18 protein-coding genes and 2 pseudogenes are annotated in these 17,986 nt (G+C 56.5%); 11 read left to right on the top strand and 9 right to left on the bottom strand.

Annotated elements, in window-relative coordinates; genetic code table 11:
* The first annotated feature begins 12 nt into the window (after positions 1–12).
* The 7 genes from rph (at position 13) to AC0L7S_RS03835 (ending at position 5,055) form a co-directional block, all read left to right on the top strand.
* Positions 13–729 (top strand): ribonuclease PH, encoded by a 717-nt coding sequence (gene rph / locus AC0L7S_RS03865; protein WP_473473154.1) that lies wholly within the window; start codon positions 13–15, stop codon positions 727–729.
* A 17-nt stretch (positions 730–746) separates the two neighbouring features.
* Complete coding sequence (locus tag AC0L7S_RS03860; protein WP_473473153.1) at positions 747–1,172, top strand: VOC family protein; 426 nt, start codon at positions 747–749, stop codon at positions 1,170–1,172.
* Entirely contained in the window at positions 1,172–1,819 is a 648-nt protein-coding gene (gene rdgB / locus AC0L7S_RS03855) for an RdgB/HAM1 family non-canonical purine NTP pyrophosphatase (protein WP_473473152.1), read from the top strand. The genes AC0L7S_RS03860 and rdgB overlap by 1 nt, the downstream gene beginning before the upstream one ends.
* A complete protein-coding gene (hemW, locus tag AC0L7S_RS03850) occupies positions 1,816–2,979 on the top strand; it encodes a radical SAM family heme chaperone HemW (protein WP_473473151.1) in 1,164 nt (387 codons plus the stop codon). The genes rdgB and hemW overlap by 4 nt, the downstream gene beginning before the upstream one ends.
* Before the next feature lie 63 nt (positions 2,980–3,042).
* Positions 3,043–3,480 carry an EamA family transporter gene (locus AC0L7S_RS03845; RefSeq protein ID WP_473473150.1) on the top strand — a complete coding sequence of 146 codons (438 nt, stop codon included), beginning with the start codon at positions 3,043–3,045 and terminating at the stop codon, positions 3,478–3,480.
* A 332-nt stretch (positions 3,481–3,812) separates the two neighbouring features.
* Positions 3,813–4,685 carry a 16S rRNA (cytidine(1402)-2'-O)-methyltransferase gene (rsmI, locus tag AC0L7S_RS03840; protein ID WP_473473149.1) on the top strand — a complete coding sequence of 291 codons (873 nt, stop codon included), beginning with the start codon at positions 3,813–3,815 and terminating at the stop codon, positions 4,683–4,685.
* Positions 4,678–5,055: a YraN family protein gene (locus AC0L7S_RS03835; RefSeq protein ID WP_473473148.1), complete on the top strand. Its 378-nt coding sequence runs from the start codon at positions 4,678–4,680 to the stop codon at positions 5,053–5,055. Before rsmI ends, AC0L7S_RS03835 begins: the two co-directional genes overlap by 8 nt.
* 6 nt (positions 5,056–5,061) lie before the next feature.
* On the opposite strand, the gene AC0L7S_RS03830 is transcribed toward AC0L7S_RS03835, so the two are convergent.
* Both AC0L7S_RS03830 and AC0L7S_RS03825 read right to left on the bottom strand, forming a co-directional pair.
* The gene (locus tag AC0L7S_RS03830) at positions 5,062–5,355 is read right to left on the bottom strand and encodes an acylphosphatase (protein WP_473473147.1); all 294 of its coding nucleotides are present in this window, start codon (positions 5,353–5,355) and stop codon (positions 5,062–5,064) included.
* Positions 5,352–6,717: pseudogene (locus AC0L7S_RS03825) on the bottom strand (cytochrome P450). The gene AC0L7S_RS03830 and the pseudogene AC0L7S_RS03825 overlap by 4 nt, the downstream one beginning before the upstream one ends.
* A gap of 287 nt (positions 6,718–7,004) precedes the next feature.
* On the opposite strand from AC0L7S_RS03825, the gene AC0L7S_RS03820 reads away from it, so the two are divergent.
* Positions 7,005–7,580, top strand: coding sequence for an NADPH-dependent FMN reductase (locus tag AC0L7S_RS03820; RefSeq protein WP_473473146.1), 576 nt, complete (start codon positions 7,005–7,007; stop codon positions 7,578–7,580).
* A 164-nt stretch (positions 7,581–7,744) separates the two neighbouring features.
* Positions 7,745–10,218, top strand: a pseudogene (gene gyrB, locus AC0L7S_RS03815) (DNA topoisomerase (ATP-hydrolyzing) subunit B).
* 165 nt (positions 10,219–10,383) lie between these two features.
* On the opposite strand, the gene AC0L7S_RS03810 reads toward gyrB, so the two are convergent.
* The 4 genes from AC0L7S_RS03810 to AC0L7S_RS03795 all read right to left on the bottom strand — a co-directional run bounded on the left by AC0L7S_RS03810 (position 10,384) and on the right by AC0L7S_RS03795 (position 13,818).
* Positions 10,384–11,784, bottom strand: coding sequence for an NAD(P)(+) transhydrogenase (Re/Si-specific) subunit beta (locus tag AC0L7S_RS03810; protein ID WP_473473145.1), 1,401 nt, complete (start codon positions 11,782–11,784; stop codon positions 10,384–10,386).
* Positions 11,785–11,790: 6 nt separating this feature from the next.
* Positions 11,791–12,213 carry a proton-translocating transhydrogenase family protein gene (locus AC0L7S_RS03805; RefSeq protein ID WP_473473144.1) on the bottom strand — a complete coding sequence of 141 codons (423 nt, stop codon included), beginning with the start codon at positions 12,211–12,213 and terminating at the stop codon, positions 11,791–11,793.
* Positions 12,213–13,508, bottom strand: a complete 1,296-nt coding sequence (locus tag AC0L7S_RS03800) for a Re/Si-specific NAD(P)(+) transhydrogenase subunit alpha (RefSeq protein ID WP_473473143.1) — start codon at positions 13,506–13,508, stop codon at positions 12,213–12,215. The genes AC0L7S_RS03805 and AC0L7S_RS03800 overlap by 1 nt, the downstream gene beginning before the upstream one ends.
* 85 nt (positions 13,509–13,593) lie before the next feature.
* Positions 13,594–13,818, bottom strand: coding sequence for an aa3-type cytochrome c oxidase subunit IV (locus tag AC0L7S_RS03795; protein WP_473473142.1), 225 nt, complete (start codon positions 13,816–13,818; stop codon positions 13,594–13,596).
* 614 nt (positions 13,819–14,432) lie between these two features.
* Here AC0L7S_RS03795 and cysK point away from each other — a divergent pair.
* A complete protein-coding gene (cysK, locus tag AC0L7S_RS03790; protein ID WP_473473141.1) occupies positions 14,433–15,413 on the top strand; it encodes a cysteine synthase A in 981 nt (326 codons plus the stop codon).
* Between the two features lie 100 nt (positions 15,414–15,513).
* On the opposite strand, the gene AC0L7S_RS03785 is transcribed toward cysK, so the two are convergent.
* Together AC0L7S_RS03785 and mbfA are read right to left on the bottom strand one after the other, a co-directional pair.
* Complete coding sequence (locus tag AC0L7S_RS03785; protein ID WP_473473140.1) at positions 15,514–15,660, bottom strand: hypothetical protein; 147 nt, start codon at positions 15,658–15,660, stop codon at positions 15,514–15,516.
* Positions 15,661–15,897: 237 nt separating this feature from the next.
* Positions 15,898–16,881, bottom strand: a complete 984-nt coding sequence (gene mbfA, locus AC0L7S_RS03780) for an iron exporter MbfA (protein ID WP_473473139.1) — start codon at positions 16,879–16,881, stop codon at positions 15,898–15,900.
* A gap of 298 nt (positions 16,882–17,179) precedes the next feature.
* Between mbfA and AC0L7S_RS03775 the strand changes: the two genes are divergently transcribed.
* Positions 17,180–17,500, top strand: a complete 321-nt coding sequence (locus tag AC0L7S_RS03775; protein ID WP_473473138.1) for a hypothetical protein — start codon at positions 17,180–17,182, stop codon at positions 17,498–17,500.
* A 36-nt stretch (positions 17,501–17,536) separates the two neighbouring features.
* Here AC0L7S_RS03775 and AC0L7S_RS03770 read toward each other — a convergent pair whose 3' ends face one another.
* Entirely contained in the window at positions 17,537–17,911 is a 375-nt protein-coding gene (locus AC0L7S_RS03770; RefSeq protein ID WP_473473137.1) for a hypothetical protein, read from the bottom strand.
* Between the last annotated feature and the right edge of the window lie 75 nt (positions 17,912–17,986).

Below are 17,986 nucleotides of genomic sequence, written 5' to 3'. Positions count from 1 at the left end.
AATGAGGCTCCAATGCGCCCTTCCAAACGACAGCTAGACGAAATGCGTGCCATATCTTTCGAGCGCGGCGTCTCCAAACATGCGGAAGGCTCGTGCCTGGTCAAGTTCGGGGATACGCATGTGCTTTGCACCGCAAGCCTTGAGGAAAAGGTGCCGGGCTGGATGCGAAATTCCGGCAAGGGCTGGGTGACGGCGGAATATGGCATGCTGCCGCGTTCGACGGGTGATCGTATGCGCCGCGAAGCCTCTTCCGGCAAGCAGGGTGGCCGCACGCTGGAAATCCAGCGTCTTATCGGTCGTTCATTGCGCGCCGTGGTTGATCTCCAGGCACTTGGCGAGCAGCAGATCACCGTCGATTGCGACGTCATTCAGGCGGATGGCGGCACCCGCACTGCGTCGATTACAGGTGGTTGGGTTGCCCTTCACGACTGCCTGCGCTGGATGGAGGCGCGGCAGATGACCAGCGTTCAACGCGTACTGAAAGACCATGTAGCCGCCATTTCCTGTGGCATTTACGATGGGCAGCCGGTGATCGACCTCGATTATTCGGAAGATTCCGCTGCTGGAACGGACGCAAATTTTGTCATGACCGGCAAGGGCGGCATCGTGGAGATTCAGGGCACAGCCGAAGGCGAGCCATTTTCCGAAGATCAGTTTGGGCAATTGATGGCACTTGCCAAGAATGGCATTTCACGTCTGGTCAGCCTGCAACAAATGGCAGTGGCGTAAAACGCCATCAAGGATAAATGGTACAGCCTTCTCCCATACCCTCCGCAATCCTCGAATCCGCGCTCTACGTCACTGATTTGGACGTGGCAGAGGCGTTCTATGGTGGCGTCCTGGGGTTGGAAATGATCGCGAAAGTCGAAGGCAGGCACACATTTTTCAAATGCGGCCAAGGCGTGCTTTTGCTGTTTGACGCGCAAAAGACGAAAGAGCCTCCATCGGCTGACGCCCGATTGCCGGTGCCGCCGCACGGAACGACAGGAAACGGTCATCTTTGCTTCGCTGCGACCTTAGAAGAAATCGAGTGCTGGAAGATCCATCTCGAACAGCGAAAAATCGCCATAGAGGCAGATTTTTTCTGGCCGAACGGCGGGCGTTCCATCTATTTCCGTGATCCATCCGGCAATTCGCTTGAGTTTGCTGAACCGAAAATCTGGGGCCTTTGATGCATTCGCTGGACGGGAAGAAAATAGTTATAGCCAGCCACAATGCCGGCAAATTGCGGGAATTCGCGGACCTGATGATGCCGTTTGGTTTCGAGGCGAAATCGGCAAAGGAATACGGTCTGCCTGAACCTGACGAAACCGGCACCACCTTCGAGGAAAACGCCTGCATAAAGGCGCTCGCCGCAGCTCGGGCGACTGGTTTGCCGGCACTTTCGGATGATTCCGGCCTGTGTGTCGATGCGTTGGACGGCGCGCCGGGGGTCTACACCGCCAATTGGGCGGAAACACCGGATGGAACGCGTGATTTTGCGATGGCTATGCAACGCACCGAAACCGCCTTGCAAGAAGCAGGTGTCGCAGAACAAATACAACGCTCCGGTCGTTTCGTTGCTGTCATCTGCCTTGCATTCCCCGATGGCGAAACGGAATATTTTCGCGGCGAAGTCGAAGGCACGCTGGTCTGGCCTCCGCGTGGCGATCTGGGATTTGGATACGATCCAGTGTTTTTGCCCGACGGCTTTTCCAAAACATTTGGCGAAATGAGCGCGCAGGACAAACATGGCTGGAAGCCCGGCCAGTCGGAGGCACTTTCGCATCGCGCTCGCGCGTTCCAGAAATTCGCCGAGAAGCGGCTGGGGCTGGCTTGACCGTGTTTCCAGATCGAGCGCCCGGCTTCGGAGTTTACATCCATTGGCCATTTTGCGCGGCCAAATGCCCCTACTGCGATTTTAACAGCCATGTTCGCCACCAGCCGGTCGATCAGGAACGCTTTGCCCGCGCCTTTGCTACTGAACTCGCCACGATGCGTGCCCGCACGGGACCGCGCGAAGTCACCAGCATCTTTCTTGGCGGCGGTACGCCATCCTTGATGAAACCGGAAACGGTGAGTGCGGTGCTGGATGCGGTGGCAAAGAACTGGTCGGTTCCCGCCAATATCGAGGTAACACTGGAAGCAAACCCGTCCTCTGTCGAGGCTGAGCGGTTTCGCGGATACCGCGCTGCAGGCGTCAATCGTGTTTCACTCGGCGTTCAGGCAATGAACGATGCCGATCTGCGTTTTCTTGGCCGCTTGCACAATGTGTCGGATGCCTTGCATGCGATAAATCTGGCGCGTGAGATTTTTCCGCGCCTGTCGTTCGACCTGATCTATGCGCGGCCGGGACAGACGCCTCAGGCATGGGCGCAAGAACTTGAACAGGCGATAGGCTATGCCGCTGATCATCTGTCGCTTTATCAACTCACCATCGAGGAAGGTACGCCGTTTTACAATTTGCACGCTGCGCGAAAGTTTGAAATTCCCGACAGCGACCACGCTGCGGACCTCTATGAACTTACGCAGCAGATTACCGATAAGCACGGCCTTCCTGCCTACGAAATTTCAAACCATGCGCGTCCCGGTGCCGAAAGCAGGCACAACCTGACCTATTGGCGCTATGGCGAATATATTGGCGTCGGCCCCGGTGCTCATGGCCGCTTCATCGAAAATGGCACGCGCGTGGTAACGATTGCCGAGAAAATGCCGGAAACGTGGGCGGGTCTGGTCGAAACGAAAGGCCACGGCGTCGTCGATGGAGAAGTGCTGACACGTTCGCAGGAAGCCGATGAATTCCTTTTGATGGGATTGCGGCTGGCCGAAGGTATCGACCTTGCGCGCTATGAACAATTCTCGGGACGTGATCTTTCACCGGCGCGGCTGTCCGTGTTGCAAGGCGAGGGGCTGGTGGCGGCGATGGGAAATTCGCGCCTGCGCGCCACACCAGCCGGTATGATCGTGCTGGATGCTGTGGTGGCCGATCTGGCAAGTTAAACAGGCGGCTTCCGTTGCAACTTTATCTGTTGCATGTTGGCGATGAAGTAGGCGAGGCGGATCATGACCTTTTCTGTATCATCCTGGCAATTCTGGGCATTGTTATCGGCCTGTTTTGCGGCATTGACGGCGATTTTCGCCAAAGTCGGCATTGAAAACATCAATTCGGATTTTGCCACGCTCATCCGCACCGTCGTCATTTTGCTCGTCCTCGGCGCGATTATCACAGTTACCGGCCAGTTCCAGCGGCTCGATTCGATCTCGCCGAAGACCTATATTTTCCTAGTTCTGTCGGGTCTGGCGACCGGCGCGTCATGGCTGTGCTATTTTCGTGCGCTAAAGCTCGGCAATGCAGCGCAAGTCGCGCCGATCGACAAGTTAAGCGTGGTGCTTGTTGCAATTTTCGGGGTGATCTTTCTTGGCGAGCGCCTGAGCGGAGCGAATTGGCTCGGCGTGGCTCTTATCGCTACTGGTGCTGTTCTGGTCGCTTATCGGGTATAACGGCGCTCTCGCGTGGCTGCTTTTTATTTCAAGACGTGAGATGAGGATATCGAAGCGGTTGGGCATGGTTCGTTTGGCCTCCATCGTTCGGTTGGTTTCGCTTCGTACTAATGCATGTCGCCCAAAAGTGTGCAGCGGTTTTGGGACAACGACATGTATGAAAACAATGGCTTAAACACGCTTCATGAATCCCTTTAGACGCGACGTGCTTTATGGCAAAGAAATGACGATTCGCTCGAAGATGCCAACAGTTTTGCAACCAATCGTAAGGCGTGCAAGACAGGAATGGCGAAGGGGCGGAAATGACAAGTGAAACAACCAGGCGAAGTTACATGGTAGGCGGAGGCGAGGTTATCGCCCGCCCGCAGCCTGCCGCGCTTTATCTGGTTGCCACGCCTATCGGCAATCTTGCCGACATCACCTTGCGCGCGTTGGAAACATTGGCGGCAGCCGATATCGTCGCCTGTGAAGATACGCGTGTTTCTCGCGTGCTGCTTGACCGCTACGGCATTCGCCGGCGAACCACCGCCTATCATGAGCACAATGCAGCCCAGGCGGGGCCAAAGCTCATTGCCGCCATTGAAGCCAGCCAAAGTGTGGCTCTGATCTCCGATGCCGGCACGCCGCTGATCTCCGATCCGGGCTATCGACTGGTTGGCGAGGCGCTGGAACGCGGCTTGCGTGTCGTCCCAATTCCCGGACCTTCCGCACCGCTTGCCGCATTGACGGCATCAGGCTTGCCATCCGACGCCTTCTTGTTCGCAGGCTTTTTACCCGTCAAGAAAGGGCAACGCATTGCACGGCTGGAGGTGTTGAAAAGCGTACCCGCGACCTTGGTTTTCTTTGAATCGCCACGCCGTCTGGCCGATACGTTGGCAGCGATGGTCACCACCTTGGGAGGAGCGCGCAAAGCTGCGATCGGGCGCGAACTGACCAAGACGTTCGAGGAAATGCGGCCAGGCACATTAGCGGTTTTGGCTGACCATTATGCTGCTTCTGACACGCCCAAGGGTGAGATCGTGATTTGCGTAGGCCCGCCAGAGGAGACCAGCCAGACGCCAGCCGATATCGATCGGTTGCTGGTGTCGCTTGCCGCCGAGTTGCCGACATCGAAGGCCGCCGCCGAAGCGGCAAGAATGACCGGGGGCTCCAAGCAGGATTTCTACAGGCGTCTGCTGGAATTGAAGGAAAACACCGGTGCCTGACACCACCATCGACAAGCGCCGCAAAGCTCATCGCCGCGGCCATAGGGGTGAATGGCTGGCGGCAGCCTCATTGATGCTCAAAGGCTATCGCATTCTGGCACGGCGCTACCGCACCAAACTTGGCGAGATCGACCTGATTGCGCGGCGTGGCGATCTGGTGTTGATCGTCGAGGTGAAGGCTCGCCGTACGCTGATAGAGGCAATGGATGCGGTCAGTCACCAGTCGCAACGGCGCATTGAAGGAGCTGCCGATTTATGGCTGTCGCGCCAGCCCGACTTTGGCCGGCTATCGGTGCGTTTCGACATCATCGCGGTGCTGCCGGGCCGGTGGCCGATACATGTCAAAAATGCGTTCCAGGGGCAGAATTGAGTAATTTCAATTGGTTATCAGGAATTTGCTGGACGCTTCGTTCGGCTCTGCCAATTCAGCAACGACATCAGATATGACAGCCCCACGCGGCCCGCTGCGGAAGGCTTCCAGCATCGCCGACACGGCCTGATCCGGGCCAACGATCAGCGCCTTGACCGAACCATCGGTTTCATTGCGCACCCAGCCGCACAGCCCAAGTCTTTCAGCTTCGCCTTGTGTCCAGAAACGAAAGCCGACGCCCTGCACGCGCCCCGTTATATGCACCATCATCGCTTTTGTATTCGCAGGCTTGGCTGTCATCGGCGGCTCACCAGCATCGGCAAACCGCCTTGTGGCTGTGTCGTCAATTTCTGTACCGGCCACGGCTTTGTCTGTGCGGTGGTGTCGAAACGAAAGCGCGACATAAGAATGGCGAGTGCAATGATTGCCTCTTGCATGGCAAAGCTGGCACCAATGCAAACGCGTGGGCCCGCTCCGAAAGGCAGGTACTGGAAACGATCAATCTTCTCACGGTTTCCAGGGTGGAAACGCTCGGGCATGAAAGCATCGGGCTTGTCCCACAGCTTTCGGTGCCGATGAACCACCCAGGGCATTACCAGAACCGCTGCGCGTGGCGGAATGTAAAGCTCGCCATAGGTTTCAGGCTCTATTGGTTCTCGGTTGATCGAAGGTGCTGGCGGGTAAAGACGTAGTGCTTCATCGAATGCTGCACGCGTAAACGGCATCGCGTCGAGCCATTTTGTCGGATCAGGTTCATGCGCCAACACATCATCGATTTCCTGTTCGATCCGCTCACGCTCCCAAGGTGATTCAGCAAGGCAGTAAAGCGTCCACCCCAAGGCGCGCGCCGTTGTCTCGTGACCGGCACCGATGAAGGTGATGATGTTGTCCTCGATCTCGGCACGCGTCAGCCCGTCAGGCCCTTCGGCATTCAACAGCAAGGTGAGAAAATCCTGAGGCGCACCGGCGGGGGCCGCTTTCAGTCTTTCTTCGCGCATCGACACGGTATCGGTGACGATCTTGCGGAAATAAGCCATCGTCTTGCGGCCACGGATGCGGGTGATGCGTGGAAGCCATTCTGGTGCACGTAGCAGGTCAAGAGGATCGACCCGTCCCATTGTCTCGAACAGCCTGTCGATTTCCTTGGCGAAACTGCCAGCTTCGCCCGCAATCTCGCCAGAAAACAGCGTCTCGGCGAGTATGTCATAGGTCAGCATCGTCATGTCGTGAGCAATGTCGGATGTCGAACCGTTTTCGTAACGCTCGACGAATTCAAGCGTACGTTTCAGCATGGGCGCAGCGAATCCGAATATATGGCGTGGCGTGAAGACCGGAGCCATCGCCTTACGCGAACGCTTCCAGACTTCGCCTTCCGCGGTCAAAAGTCCATCGCGCAGAATAGGCCGCAAGATCATCTGGCGCACCGTCGCCATTTTGTAGTTTTTCGCATTGTCGACGAGCACATGGCGGATCAGGCCCGGATCATTGGCGATAACCAGCGGCCCACCGATCCCGCCAACCGAAATCCACGGCTCGTTATAGGTGGGCTCCCCACAATTCGAGCGGGTTGCGATAGACGATTCGTATCATTTCCAGGGTCGAAGGCGGCGCGCTACGCGGCTTCGGCGCAGGAGGAACGAAGGGGGCGGGCGTAAAATCCATCAAAAGCTCCGCTGAAACGATCAATCTAAAGCAATTCCAGAAAAAGTGTGCAGCGGTTTTTCGTCAAGAAATGGACCGTTCTTGTAGGCGCGAATTTGGGCGTCCATGCGACAGAGGCATTTCAAGTTGGCGCGCCAACAACTATTGCGGCTGAGCGTCAATCATTATCGCGCCGAGGCGCGCGCTTGCCATCGTAATGGTTACCAGTGTGTTCACCTTGCCCACAGGCTGGCACCGTCTTATGTCGCGTCTATCGATTGATTCCCGCATATCGGAAGGAACTTGCCTTGAAACATCGTCTGAGCATCATCATTGGCAGCACGCGTCCGGGTCGCGCCGGACCGGTATTTGCCGAATGGCTGAAAAAATTCGCAGACGAGCATGGCAAGTTCGATTCCGTTATCACCGATATTGCCACCTTTGCATTGCCGCTGCTCGATGAGCCGAAACATCCGCGCCTTGAGCAATATGAGAACGACCACACGAAGGCATGGGCAAAGGAGATCGATGCCGCCGATGCTTTCGTCTTCGTAACGCCGGAATATAATTACTATGCAGCACCCGCCATTGTGAACGCGGTCGATTATCTCTCAAGAGAATGGAAATATAAGCCCGCCGCCTTTTTGAGCTACGGCGGTGCGTCGGGTGGTTTGCGTTCGGTCCAGTCGCTCAAGCCTTTGCTCACCACCATGAAGATCATGCCGATACCCGAAGCCGTCGCACTACCATTCTATCAAAAATCTCTCGATGAGGACGGTGCGTTTCAGCCTCCCGAACATGTACCATCAGGTGCGACTGTTATGCTGGATGAGCTTGAGCGCTGGTGTGGTGCATTGAAGCCATTGCGGGTCGCGGCAAGTTGACCGTTCGTTTCTTTGGTTCCGGTGCCGGAAAGTCGTCTGGCTGTGATTAAACGCCCGAAAAACTTGGAAAATCGGCTTTGAACGCTTATATCTGGTGAAGTTAATTCGCACGATTCGGGACAATTCAGCGTGCGAGATACACGACATCGAGAAAACAGGTTTCCATGAGCGATCAGACCGATAACGCCTCCGGCGAACAGGCCGCGTACGGCGCCGATTCCATCAAGGTTTTGAAGGGGTTGGACGCTGTGCGAAAGCGGCCGGGCATGTATATCGGCGACACTGACGACGGCTCTGGCCTGCACCACATGGTTTACGAGGTGGTCGACAACGCCATTGATGAAGCCCTTGCAGGCCACGCCGACCTTGTGACGGTGACGCTAAATCCCGATGGTTCGGTGACGGTTACTGATAATGGGCGCGGTATTCCGACCGATATCCACACAGGCGAGGGTATCTCTGCCGCCGAAGTCATCATGACGCAACTCCATGCCGGGGGTAAGTTCGATCAGAATTCCTACAAGGTTTCTGGTGGTCTGCACGGCGTTGGTGTGTCGGTCGTCAATGCGCTTTCGGCGTGGCTACGATTGAAGATCCGTCGCAACGGCCAGATCTTCGAGATGGGCTTTACCCACGGCAATTCGGATGCCCCACTCAAGGTTACCGGCACTTATGCGCCCGAAATGGTTGCGGGTACGAATGAGGGTCGAAGTGGCAGCGAGATCAGTTTTTCCCTTCTGCCGAAACCTTCACCATGGTCGAGTTCGATTTTGAGACGCTTGAGCACCGGCTGCGCGAGCTTGCCTTTCTGAACTCGGGCGTGCGCATCGTTTTGACCGATAGCCGCCACGCCGACATTGTGACCAAGGAGTTGCACTATGATGGCGGGCTTGAGGAGTTCGTCAAATATCTCGACAAGGCGAAGAAGCCATTGATCGAAAACCCGATATCGATCCGTAGCGAACGCGATGGTATCACCGTCGAAGTGGCGATGTGGTGGAACGACAGTTACCACGAGAATGTGCTGGCCTTCACCAACAACATACCGCAGCGCGACGGCGGCACGCATCTTGCCGGGTTCCGCGGCGCATTAACCCGTCAGGTAACAAGCTACGCGGAAACCTCTGGAATATCGAAGAAGGAAAAAGTCTCGATCACTGGTGATGATTCGCGTGAGGGGCTTACCGCCGTTTTATCGGTCAAGGTTCCCGATCCGAAGTTCTCTTCTCAAACCAAGGATAAGCTTGTTTCGTCCGAGGTTCGGCCCGTTGTCGAAAGCCTTGTCAACCTGGCGCTTGGAACGTGGTTCGAGGAACATCCCGCAGAAGCCAAGACACTGATTGCCAAGGTGGTTGAGGCCGCCGCAGCCCGTGAGGCAGCTCGCAAGGCACGCGAACTGACCCGCCGCAAGGGCGTGCTCGATATCAGTTCATTGCCAGGCAAACTCGCCGACTGCCAGGAACGCGATCCGGCCAAGTCTGAAATCTTCATCGTCGAGGGAGATTCTGCCGGCGGCTCCGCCAAGGGCGGACGCTCGCGCAAAAATCAGGCGATTTTGCCCCTTCGCGGCAAAATCCTCAACGTCGAGCGGGCGCGTTTTGACCGAATGCTTGGTTCCGATATGATCGGCACGCTGATCATGGCGCTGGGCACTTCGATCGGCAAGGACGAGTTCAACGCCGACAAATTGCGTTATCACAAGATCATCATCATGACGGACGCCGACGTCGATGGTGCCCATATCAGAACCCTGTTGCTCACTTTCTTCTTCAGGCAGATGCCCGAACTGATCGAGCGCGGCCATCTCTACATCGCCCAGCCGCCGCTTTACAAAGTCTCACGCGGCAAGAGTTCGCAATATCTCAAGGACGAAAGCGCCTTCGAGGAGTTTCTGATCGGTTCGGGGTTGGAGGAAGCATCGCTGACGCTTGCCTCGGGCGAGGTCAGGACGGGGCAGGATTTGCGAGGCGCAGTCGATGATGCACTGGCGGTGCGCCAGCTCATCAACGGGCTTCATACGCGCTACAATCGGGCTGCGGTCGAGCAGGCTGCAATCGCCGGTGCGCTGAACCCCGACATTTTCAACGATCTTGGCAAGGCCAACGCAATGGCGGAGCGCGTCGCCAAACGGCTCGACATTGTTGCCGAGGACACCGAACGAGGCTGGATAGGGCGCACCGCAACGTCCAATGACGGCACGGGCGGCTATGTGCTTGAACGGACCGTGCGCAGTGTGAAGGAATATGTCCATCTGGACATGGCGCTGGTCAATTCAGCCGATGCGCGCCAACTTGATCGCTACGCGCCGCGTCTCGATGAAGTGTACTCTCAGCCTCCTGTGTTACGCAGGAAGGAAGTGTCAGAGGTCATTTCCGGCCCCTTGGCATTGCTCAATGCCATCTTTGCGACGGGTCGCAAAGGGCTGACAATGCAGCGTTACAAGGGCCTTGGCGAGATGAATGCAGAACAACTATGGGAGACGACGCTCGACCCGAATGTGCGCTCACTCCTTCAGGTCAAGGTCAATGATGCGGCCGGTGCCGACTCCCTGTTCTCCAGGCTGATGGGTGACGAGGTCGAGCCCAGACGCGAGTTTATTCAGGAAAATGCATTGTCTGTCGCCAACCTCGACATCTAGTGCATGTCGTCCAAAAGTGTGCAGCGGTTTTTCAGATAACGACATGCACAAAAACAAAGGCTTGAAGCACCTTGGATAACCCCCTTTAGACGCGATGTGCTTTAACTTTTCCCTCGTAAAAAAAGCCCGGCATTTGCCGGGCTTTTTTCATCTTGTCATGCTTGATCAGTGTTCCATCGCTTTGACGATTTCCTCGGTCATCTTCTTGGCATCACCAAGTAGCATCATCGTGCCGTCCTTGTAGAACAGCGTGTTGTCGATACCGGCATAGCCTGAACCGAGCGAACGCTTGACGAAGAGACAGGTGCGCGCCTTGTCGACATCAAGGATGGGCATGCCGAAGATCGGAGAGGATTTGTCGTCGCGTGCCGACGGGTTCGTGACGTCATTGGCACCAATAACATAGGCAACGTCAGCCTGTGCGAATTCGGAATTGATGTCTTCAAGTTCGAACACTTCGTCATATGGCACATTGGCTTCTGCCAGCAGCACGTTCATATGGCCGGGCATACGGCCCGCCACCGGATGGATGGCATATTTCACTTCAACGCCATTGGCCTTGAGCTTGTCTGCCATCTCGCGCAGGGCATGCTGCGCCTGTGCGACGGCCATGCCGTAGCCGGGCACGATGATGACCTTTTGCGCGTTCATCATCAGATAGGCGGCATCGTCTGCCGATCCTTGCTTGACCGTGCGCTCGATGCCGTCATCCGCCCCGGCAATGGCAGTTTCACCACCGAAGCCGCCAAGGATCACCGAAATGAACGAGCGGTTCATGCCCTTGCACATGATGTAGGACAGGATCGCGCCGGAGGAACCGACCAGCGCACCGGTGATGATCAGCGCGAGGTTGCCAAGCGTGAAGCCCAGTGCTGCTGCCGCCCAGCCTGAATAGGAGTTCAGCATCGAGATGACGACGGGCATGTCCGCCCCGCCGATCGGAACGATAAGCAGTACCCCAAGCGCCAGCGAAACAAGGACAATCAGCCAGAAAACCGTGTAACTTTGCGTGGTCACCAGAATGATGATCAGCAGGACCAACGCGGCACCCAAGAGGAGATTGATCGCGTGACGAGCTGGCAGCATAATCGGTTTGCCCGACATGCGACCGTCCAGTTTCAGAAAGGCAATCACCGAACCGGTGAAGGTAATGGCACCAATGGCAACGCCAAGGCTCATTTCAACCAGGGCCTGTCCATGAATGGCACCGACGGCACCAATGCCGAAGCTTTCAGGCGCATACATCGCCGCCGCAGCCACCATGACGGCGGCAAAGCCGACAAGCGAATGGAACGCGGCGATCAATTGCGGCATTGAGGTCATGGCAATGCGCCGCGCGGTCAACGCGCCGACGCTGCCGCCAATGGCGAGACCGAGGACGATCAGCCCGAATCCGCCCGCTGACGGGAGTGCAAGCGCCAGCGTGGTGACGATGGCGATCCCCATGCCGACCATGCCGTAGAGATTGCCCTTTCGGCTGGTCGTCGGGTGCGACAGACCGCGCAAGGCCAGAATGAAAAGAATGCCGGAGATGAGGTAGAGAAAGGAAGCGAAATTCGCATTCATGGCGCTTTACCGTTCCTTTTTCTTGTACATGGCCAGCATGCGCTGCGTGACAAGGAAGCCGCCGAAGATGTTGACCGATACGAGCAACAGCGCGATGAACCCGAAACCTGTTGCCGCAGCCGATGCCGAGATGCCGACGGCGAGCAGCGCCCCCACGACGATGACCGACGAGATGGCGTTGGTAACGGCCATCAATGGTGTATGCAGGGCTGGTGTGACTGACCACACGACATAGTAGCCGACGAAAATTGCCAGGATGAAAATTGCGAAGCGGAAGACAAAGGGATCGATAGCCCCACCAGATAGCGCATGTGCCGTATCACCCGCTGCATCGACCGCAGCCGGCGCATTTGCCAGATCATGGACCGCCATGCGTACAGCCGCAGTCGCCTTGTCGAGTTGGTCGAGAGCTTGTTGCAAACTGTCCATCACGCGGTCCCCTTCGATTTCGTCGCGGCAGGTTTTCTGGGCGCCGCTGGCTTCTTGGGTGCTACTGCCTTTTTAGGAGTTGCCGGTTTCTTCACAGCCTTGGTACCTGCTGCCTTGGCAGTTTTCGCAGAAGGTGCAGCTTTGGCAATCATCACCGGTTGCTTGTCAGCAAAGGCTGGATGCACGACGCGTCCCGCATCCGTCAGCATCGTGGCCTTGACCAATTCGTCGTCACGGTTGATGGCGAGTTCCTTGGCCGTCTTGTCAACAAGCGTTTCCAGGAATGCGAAAAGGTTCTTTGCATAGAGAAGCGAAGCTGATGCGGCGATACGCCCTGCGACATTCAGATGGCCGACGATCTTGACGTCGTTCTTCGTGGTCACCACCTGGCCGGCAATTGCACCCTCGACATTGCCGCCGCGCTCCACCGCCAGATCGACGATGATCGAACCCGGTTTCATCGAGGCGACCATGGCTGCCGAGATCAACTTCGGGGCAGGGCGACCGGGGATCAACGCCGTGGTGATGACAATGTCCTGCTTGGCAATATGTTCGGCCGTCAATGCGGCCTGCTTGGCCTGATATTCTTTCGACATTTCCTTGGCGTAGCCGCCAGATGTTTCGGCTGCCTTGAATTCCTCGTCTTCGACGGCAAGGAACTTGGCACCTAACGATTGCACCTGTTCTTTCACGGCGGGGCGAACATCCGTTGCCGTCACAATGCCACCGAGGCGGCGAGCCGTTGCAATGGCCTGAAGCCCGGCCACGCCAACACCCATGATGAAGATCTTGGCTGCAGGAACAGTGCCCGCCGCCGTCATCATCATCGGCAAGGCGCGATCATATTCACTCGCCCCGTCGATAACGGCCTGATAGCCCGACAGGTTCGCCTGGCTGGACAGGACATCCATCGACTGCGCACGCGTAATGCGCGGCATGAACTCCATGGCAAATGCGGTGACGCCAGCCTTGGCAAGTGCGGCAACCGCAGGCTCGTTGCCATAGGGGTCCATCGTGGCGAGTACCGCTGCGCCCTTTTTGTAGCCTTTGAGTTCTGCTTCTACAGGGCGGCGTACCTTCAAAACGACATCGGCCTTGGCCGCATCCGATGCTTTGCCGATCTTTGCACCTGCCTTGGAGAATTCATCGTCGGTAATGCGCGAGAGCGCACCGGCGCCAGCTTCAACGATCACGTCGAAGCCGAGACCGACCAATCGCTTCACCGAATCCGGTGATGCCGCGACACGGCTTTCGTTGGTATCGACTTCATGAGGGATGAAAACAGTCTGTCCCAACGCATGATCCTTTTGGCTGGAGCCTCGCCTTGAATGGCGCAGCGTTGATCACTGCGCGCAAAAGTTGGGGCCGAAGATGAGGACGTTAGCGTAGAATGAAACCGCCGACGGCCATGATCAGAATAAACAGAATTGTAGCTGAGAAGAAACCGCCGGCAAAAAATCCGAATGCCATTGCGATCATCACCGAGCAGCAGAACAGCGTTCCGTATTTGGCCAGCAGCGTGAAGCCATGATATGTGCGCTCATGCTCGGCATAGTCCATCTGCGCGCCAAGTTCGACGGGACCGGTTGACGTATGGTCAGCCATGAATACCTCTCCGAAAATTATTCTAACGGCACATAGCGAAAAGAGCGTCCAAGGGCAATGGTTCTATTGCCGCATCCGCAAGGTAAAAGGGCATAAACGGGCAAGATTGGCACTATTGGCGTGGCGTTGGTGATGGATGTGTGTCACCGCGCGATTAGGGTCAGGACTCATTAATGTGATTGAAATGGCGGCTGAAACGGCAATGAGATGCAAGGAGAAGCGCGAAGAGCGGGGTCCACCCCCGGTCGAGCGGTTCGACGACGCAGGTCGCAGCCGTTTCACTGTTCGCAAGGATATGGCCAATTTGCCCGCCTACAGCGTCGCAAGCCCTTGAAAACCGGGTGGTTTCCTGCGGGCTTTCTCCTCGTATCCGAACAAATTTGCTCATACCAGTCCAACCAGATTAATGGGTCCTGACCCTAGTCTTGGGATGACCCATCATTGCCGTATGCAAGCTCATATCAGGCGAAAATTTTGGTCATTGCAAATTCATGAGAAAATCATTCTAGGAATGGACGGACTTTCAGCATTCGGTTCACTCGGCTAGGTTTCGTCTGTATCGTATCTTTTGCAATCAAGGCTCGTCTGGCCAGCATGACCTGGGAACGTAATCAATGACAAAATCATCCGAGGCTGCGCACGTCTCTGGCCGCGGCCGCATCTACAATTCCATTACCGAGACCATCGGCGATACCCCGCTGGTACGCCTCGAAAGGTTTGCCAGCGAAAAAGGTATCGTTGCCGATTTGCTCGTCAAACTGGAGTTCTTTAACCCGATCGCTTCGGTCAAGGATCGCATCGGCGTGGCAATGATCGAAGCCCTGGAAGCCGATGGCCGCATAACGCCGGGCAAGACAACTCTGATCGAACCAACGTCTGGAAACACTGGCATTGCTCTTGCCTTTGCCGCCGCTGCCAAGGGTTACAAGCTGATCCTTACCATGCCCGAGACGATGTCAGTGGAGCGGCGCAAGATGCTGGCTCTTCTTGGCGCGGAACTTGTGTTGACCGAGGGCGTAAAGGGGATGAAAGGGGCGATCGCCAAGGCGGATGAACTTGCCGCTACATTGCCCGATGCAGTCATTCCCCAGCAATTCGAAAACCCTGCCAATCCTGAAATCCATCGCACCACCACGGCTGAGGAAATCTGGAATGACACCAATGGCGACGTGGATATTCTGATTGCCGGTATCGGCACAGGCGGAACCATCACCGGTGTCGGGCAGGTTTTGAAGAAGCGCAAGCCTGCGGTAAAAATCATTGCCGTCGAACCCGAGGCTTCCCCGGTTCTGTCAGGCGGCGCGCCCGGTCCACACAAGATCCAGGGGATCGGTGCAGGGTTTGCGCCAAAAATCCTCGATACGTCCGTCTATGACGAGATCGTCAAGGTCATGAATGAGGATTCGGTTGCCAATGCGCGTCTTGTTGCGCGTCTTGAAGGTGTGCCGGTCGGCATCTCCTCCGGCGCGGCACTTCAAGCGGCAATTGTCATTGGTTCAAGATCGGAAAACACCGGCAAGAAGATGGTCGTTATCGTTCCATCCTTCGCCGAGCGCTATTTGTCCACCATGCTGTTTGACGGATTGGGAGCCTGACTGTTTTGACCTGAGAGCTGGCCAGCGGTTTTGAGGCAACGGCATGCAGGAAGACAATGACCTCAAGCACGCTGCATGATCTCTTTAGCCGCGATGTGCCTTAGTGAGCCTGCAAATTGAAGCTGTGGTTGCGGCGCGCACAGGCCGGGCCGGGGCCGCGCATGTAATAGCGCTCGGGGCGATAGGTCGGCGCGATCAGTTCGCGGATAGTTGCGGCGTAGCCGCGCAGATGAGCCAATATCATCATTGCCTTGGAGTCCCTGTCCCAATGTTCGAATGTCCCTTCCGAACTTTGGATACGTTAGCACTCAGGCATGAATAGTCCGTGAACGTTATCTTTACTTTCCGTCAAAACCGCCCCGGTTCGTGGCGGGAATGCGGCTGATTCGGGGTCTTTTCATGGGTAAGTGCAGGCTTCGCCCCGCTGTGTCATTCGCGCAACAGGTCACTTAAGCTAACGAAGATCGTGGGAGATGTGCTCGCCTCACGCATTGCCGATCAGCACGCCGGCGGCAAATACCAGCGCGCCGCCAAGCACAACCTGAAATGCCGCGCGCAGGAATGGCGTATCCATAAAGCGGTTTTGAATGAAGGCGATGGCCCACAACTCGAAGAACACGATGACTGCGGCGACAGTCGTGGCCGTCCAGAAATCGGGGATGAGGTAGGGCAGGGCGTGCCCAAGCCCGCCCAGTGTCGTCATGATACCCGATGCCAGACCGCGCTTTAACGGCGAACCGCGCCCCGAAAGCTTGCCGTCATCATGGGCCGCCTCGGTAAAACCCATCGAAATGCCTGCGCCAATCGACGCGGAAAGCCCGACGAGAAAGGTCTGCCATGTGTTTTGTGTGGCAAACGCTGCTGCAAAGATTGGCGCAAGCGTCGAAACCGAACCATCCATGAGCCCGGCCAATCCCGGCTGCACGAATGTCAGGATGAACTGCCGCCGTTCGCTGGCCGCCTCTTCATCCTTCACCGTGCCCGGCACATGCTTTTGTTCAAGATGTTGCGCAAGGGTTTCATGGCCCTGTTCGGCAGCGGCCAGATCGCCGAGCAGTTTGCGGGTTGAAGCGTCGGTGGTGCGCTTTGCCGCCTCCACATAGAAAAGATGGGCCTGGCGCTCCATGTCCTGCGCATGCCCGCGTACCCGCTCGATGCCCAGCGGTCTTACCAGCCAGTCGGGCTTGCGCTCATAATAGCCTTTTACATGTTCGCGCCGGATAAGCGGGATGCGCTCGCCGAAGCGTTTTTGATGGAGGTCGATAAGCGCCGCCCGATGACCGTCTTCCTCGACAGCCATGTCCTCGAAAACCTTGGCCGATTGCGGAAATTCTTGTGCAAGCCCATCCGCGTAGGCGCGGTAGATCCTCGCGTCGTCCTCCTCCGAGGATACGGCAAGCGCCAGGATTTCCTGTTCGCTGAGGCTGTCGAACGAACGGCGGCCGAAACCGAAGACACGGGAAAGCATGAATGCTCCACTCTAGTTTAGAATTATTCTAAACTAATATTTCTGAACGCGCTGGTCAATCGCAACTGGGTCTACTGAGCATCAGATTTTTTGAATCAACTATCAGAAAAAGAGCACTTTTTATCAGGTAATGTTTACCTATATAGAGGCAACCAAGCAATCCCAGGAAAAGTGTTCAGCGGTTTTCCGTCCGGGATTGCGTAAAAACAGATACCTAAAGCAATCCCAGGAAAAGTGTTTAGCGGTGTTCCGACCGTGTCAGCTATCGAAATACAAGCGAACAAAAGGCAGACGACAGATGGACAAGCAGAACCCGGCAACATTCGATCCCAAGCCGGTCCTTGATCTTATAGCCTCGATCGAATCCGATCTTGAGCGGCTCAAGGCCATGGTCGGCCAACCGGTCGACAAATTCGATCCCGCCAACCCACACAACAAGACCGTCACCGGGAAGCTCTCCGAAGAAGGGGTCGAATGCTGCTATCGCATGTTCGATGAAGGCAAGTCGCGCTATTCGGTCGCCCGCCAAATGAAGATTTCATTCGCTGCCGCCACGCACCGCTTCAACTCGTGGCGTAAGGCAGGTGGCACCAAGCGCCAGCGCGAATTGCTCGGATAATCAGCGGTCCGAAATCTGATTTGGTGCCAACAGGTTCTAGCGCAGGACCGGGCAACTCCGCTCCCATCGGCCAAAGCTGACAAATACGCGCTCTCCATTGCGCGAACGGCCGCGAATGTCGATGGTACGACGACCGATATGGTCTATCCGGGCTCGTCTGATACCCATGCGCTGCGCCTTGAACAAGGCTCTGTCCGGCGAACATTCACGCCGGTCCCTGCCACGACGTTCGTTAAATCGGCGATCATCACGACACCGCTCCCGGCGTGGATTGCAATCTTCCTGAAAACGCAACTTCGGGCCATTGGGGCCGATTTCCAGTTGCAGATTGTCGGCATAGGCCGCTCCAACAGGCGCCGAAGTGAATGCCATTGCCAGAACGAGTATCGTGGAACCGAATATGCTTCGCATGATGATTTCTCCTGTCGAAGCATAACGCCGCGAAAGCCGTTCGGTTCAAATCAAGCTTTCGCACTTGAACCGAAA

The organism is Mesorhizobium sp. G2-6-1, from assembly GCF_055809095.1.
This window is presented reverse-complemented; position numbering and strand designations above follow the sequence as displayed.

Bases quoted from the DNA above. Each gene is read 5' to 3' on its own strand.
- rph (WP_473473154.1), top strand. From the start codon at position 13: ATGCGCCCTTCCAAACGACAGCTAGACGAAATGCGTGCCATATCTTTC.
- AC0L7S_RS03805 (WP_473473144.1), bottom strand. From the start codon at position 12,213: ATGGACAGTTTGCAACAAGCTCTCGACCAACTCGACAAGGCGACTGCG.
- AC0L7S_RS03845 (WP_473473150.1), top strand. From the start codon at position 3,043: ATGACCTTTTCTGTATCATCCTGGCAATTCTGGGCATTGTTATCGGCC.
- AC0L7S_RS03775 (WP_473473138.1), top strand. From the start codon at position 17,180: ATGGACAAGCAGAACCCGGCAACATTCGATCCCAAGCCGGTCCTTGAT.
- AC0L7S_RS03785 (WP_473473140.1), bottom strand. From the start codon at position 15,660: ATGATGATATTGGCTCATCTGCGCGGCTACGCCGCAACTATCCGCGAA.
- AC0L7S_RS03770 (WP_473473137.1), bottom strand. From the start codon at position 17,911: ATGCGAAGCATATTCGGTTCCACGATACTCGTTCTGGCAATGGCATTC.
- AC0L7S_RS03795 (WP_473473142.1), bottom strand. From the start codon at position 13,818: ATGGCTGACCATACGTCAACCGGTCCCGTCGAACTTGGCGCGCAGATG.
- cysK (WP_473473141.1), top strand. From the start codon at position 14,433: ATGACAAAATCATCCGAGGCTGCGCACGTCTCTGGCCGCGGCCGCATC.
- AC0L7S_RS03810 (WP_473473145.1), bottom strand. From the start codon at position 11,784: ATGAATGCGAATTTCGCTTCCTTTCTCTACCTCATCTCCGGCATTCTT.
- mbfA (WP_473473139.1), bottom strand. From the start codon at position 16,881: ATGCTTTCCCGTGTCTTCGGTTTCGGCCGCCGTTCGTTCGACAGCCTC.
- rsmI (WP_473473149.1), top strand. From the start codon at position 3,813: ATGGTAGGCGGAGGCGAGGTTATCGCCCGCCCGCAGCCTGCCGCGCTT.
- AC0L7S_RS03860 (WP_473473153.1), top strand. From the start codon at position 747: ATGGTACAGCCTTCTCCCATACCCTCCGCAATCCTCGAATCCGCGCTC.
- AC0L7S_RS03830 (WP_473473147.1), bottom strand. From the start codon at position 5,355: ATGACAGCCAAGCCTGCGAATACAAAAGCGATGATGGTGCATATAACG.
- rdgB (WP_473473152.1), top strand. From the start codon at position 1,172: ATGCATTCGCTGGACGGGAAGAAAATAGTTATAGCCAGCCACAATGCC.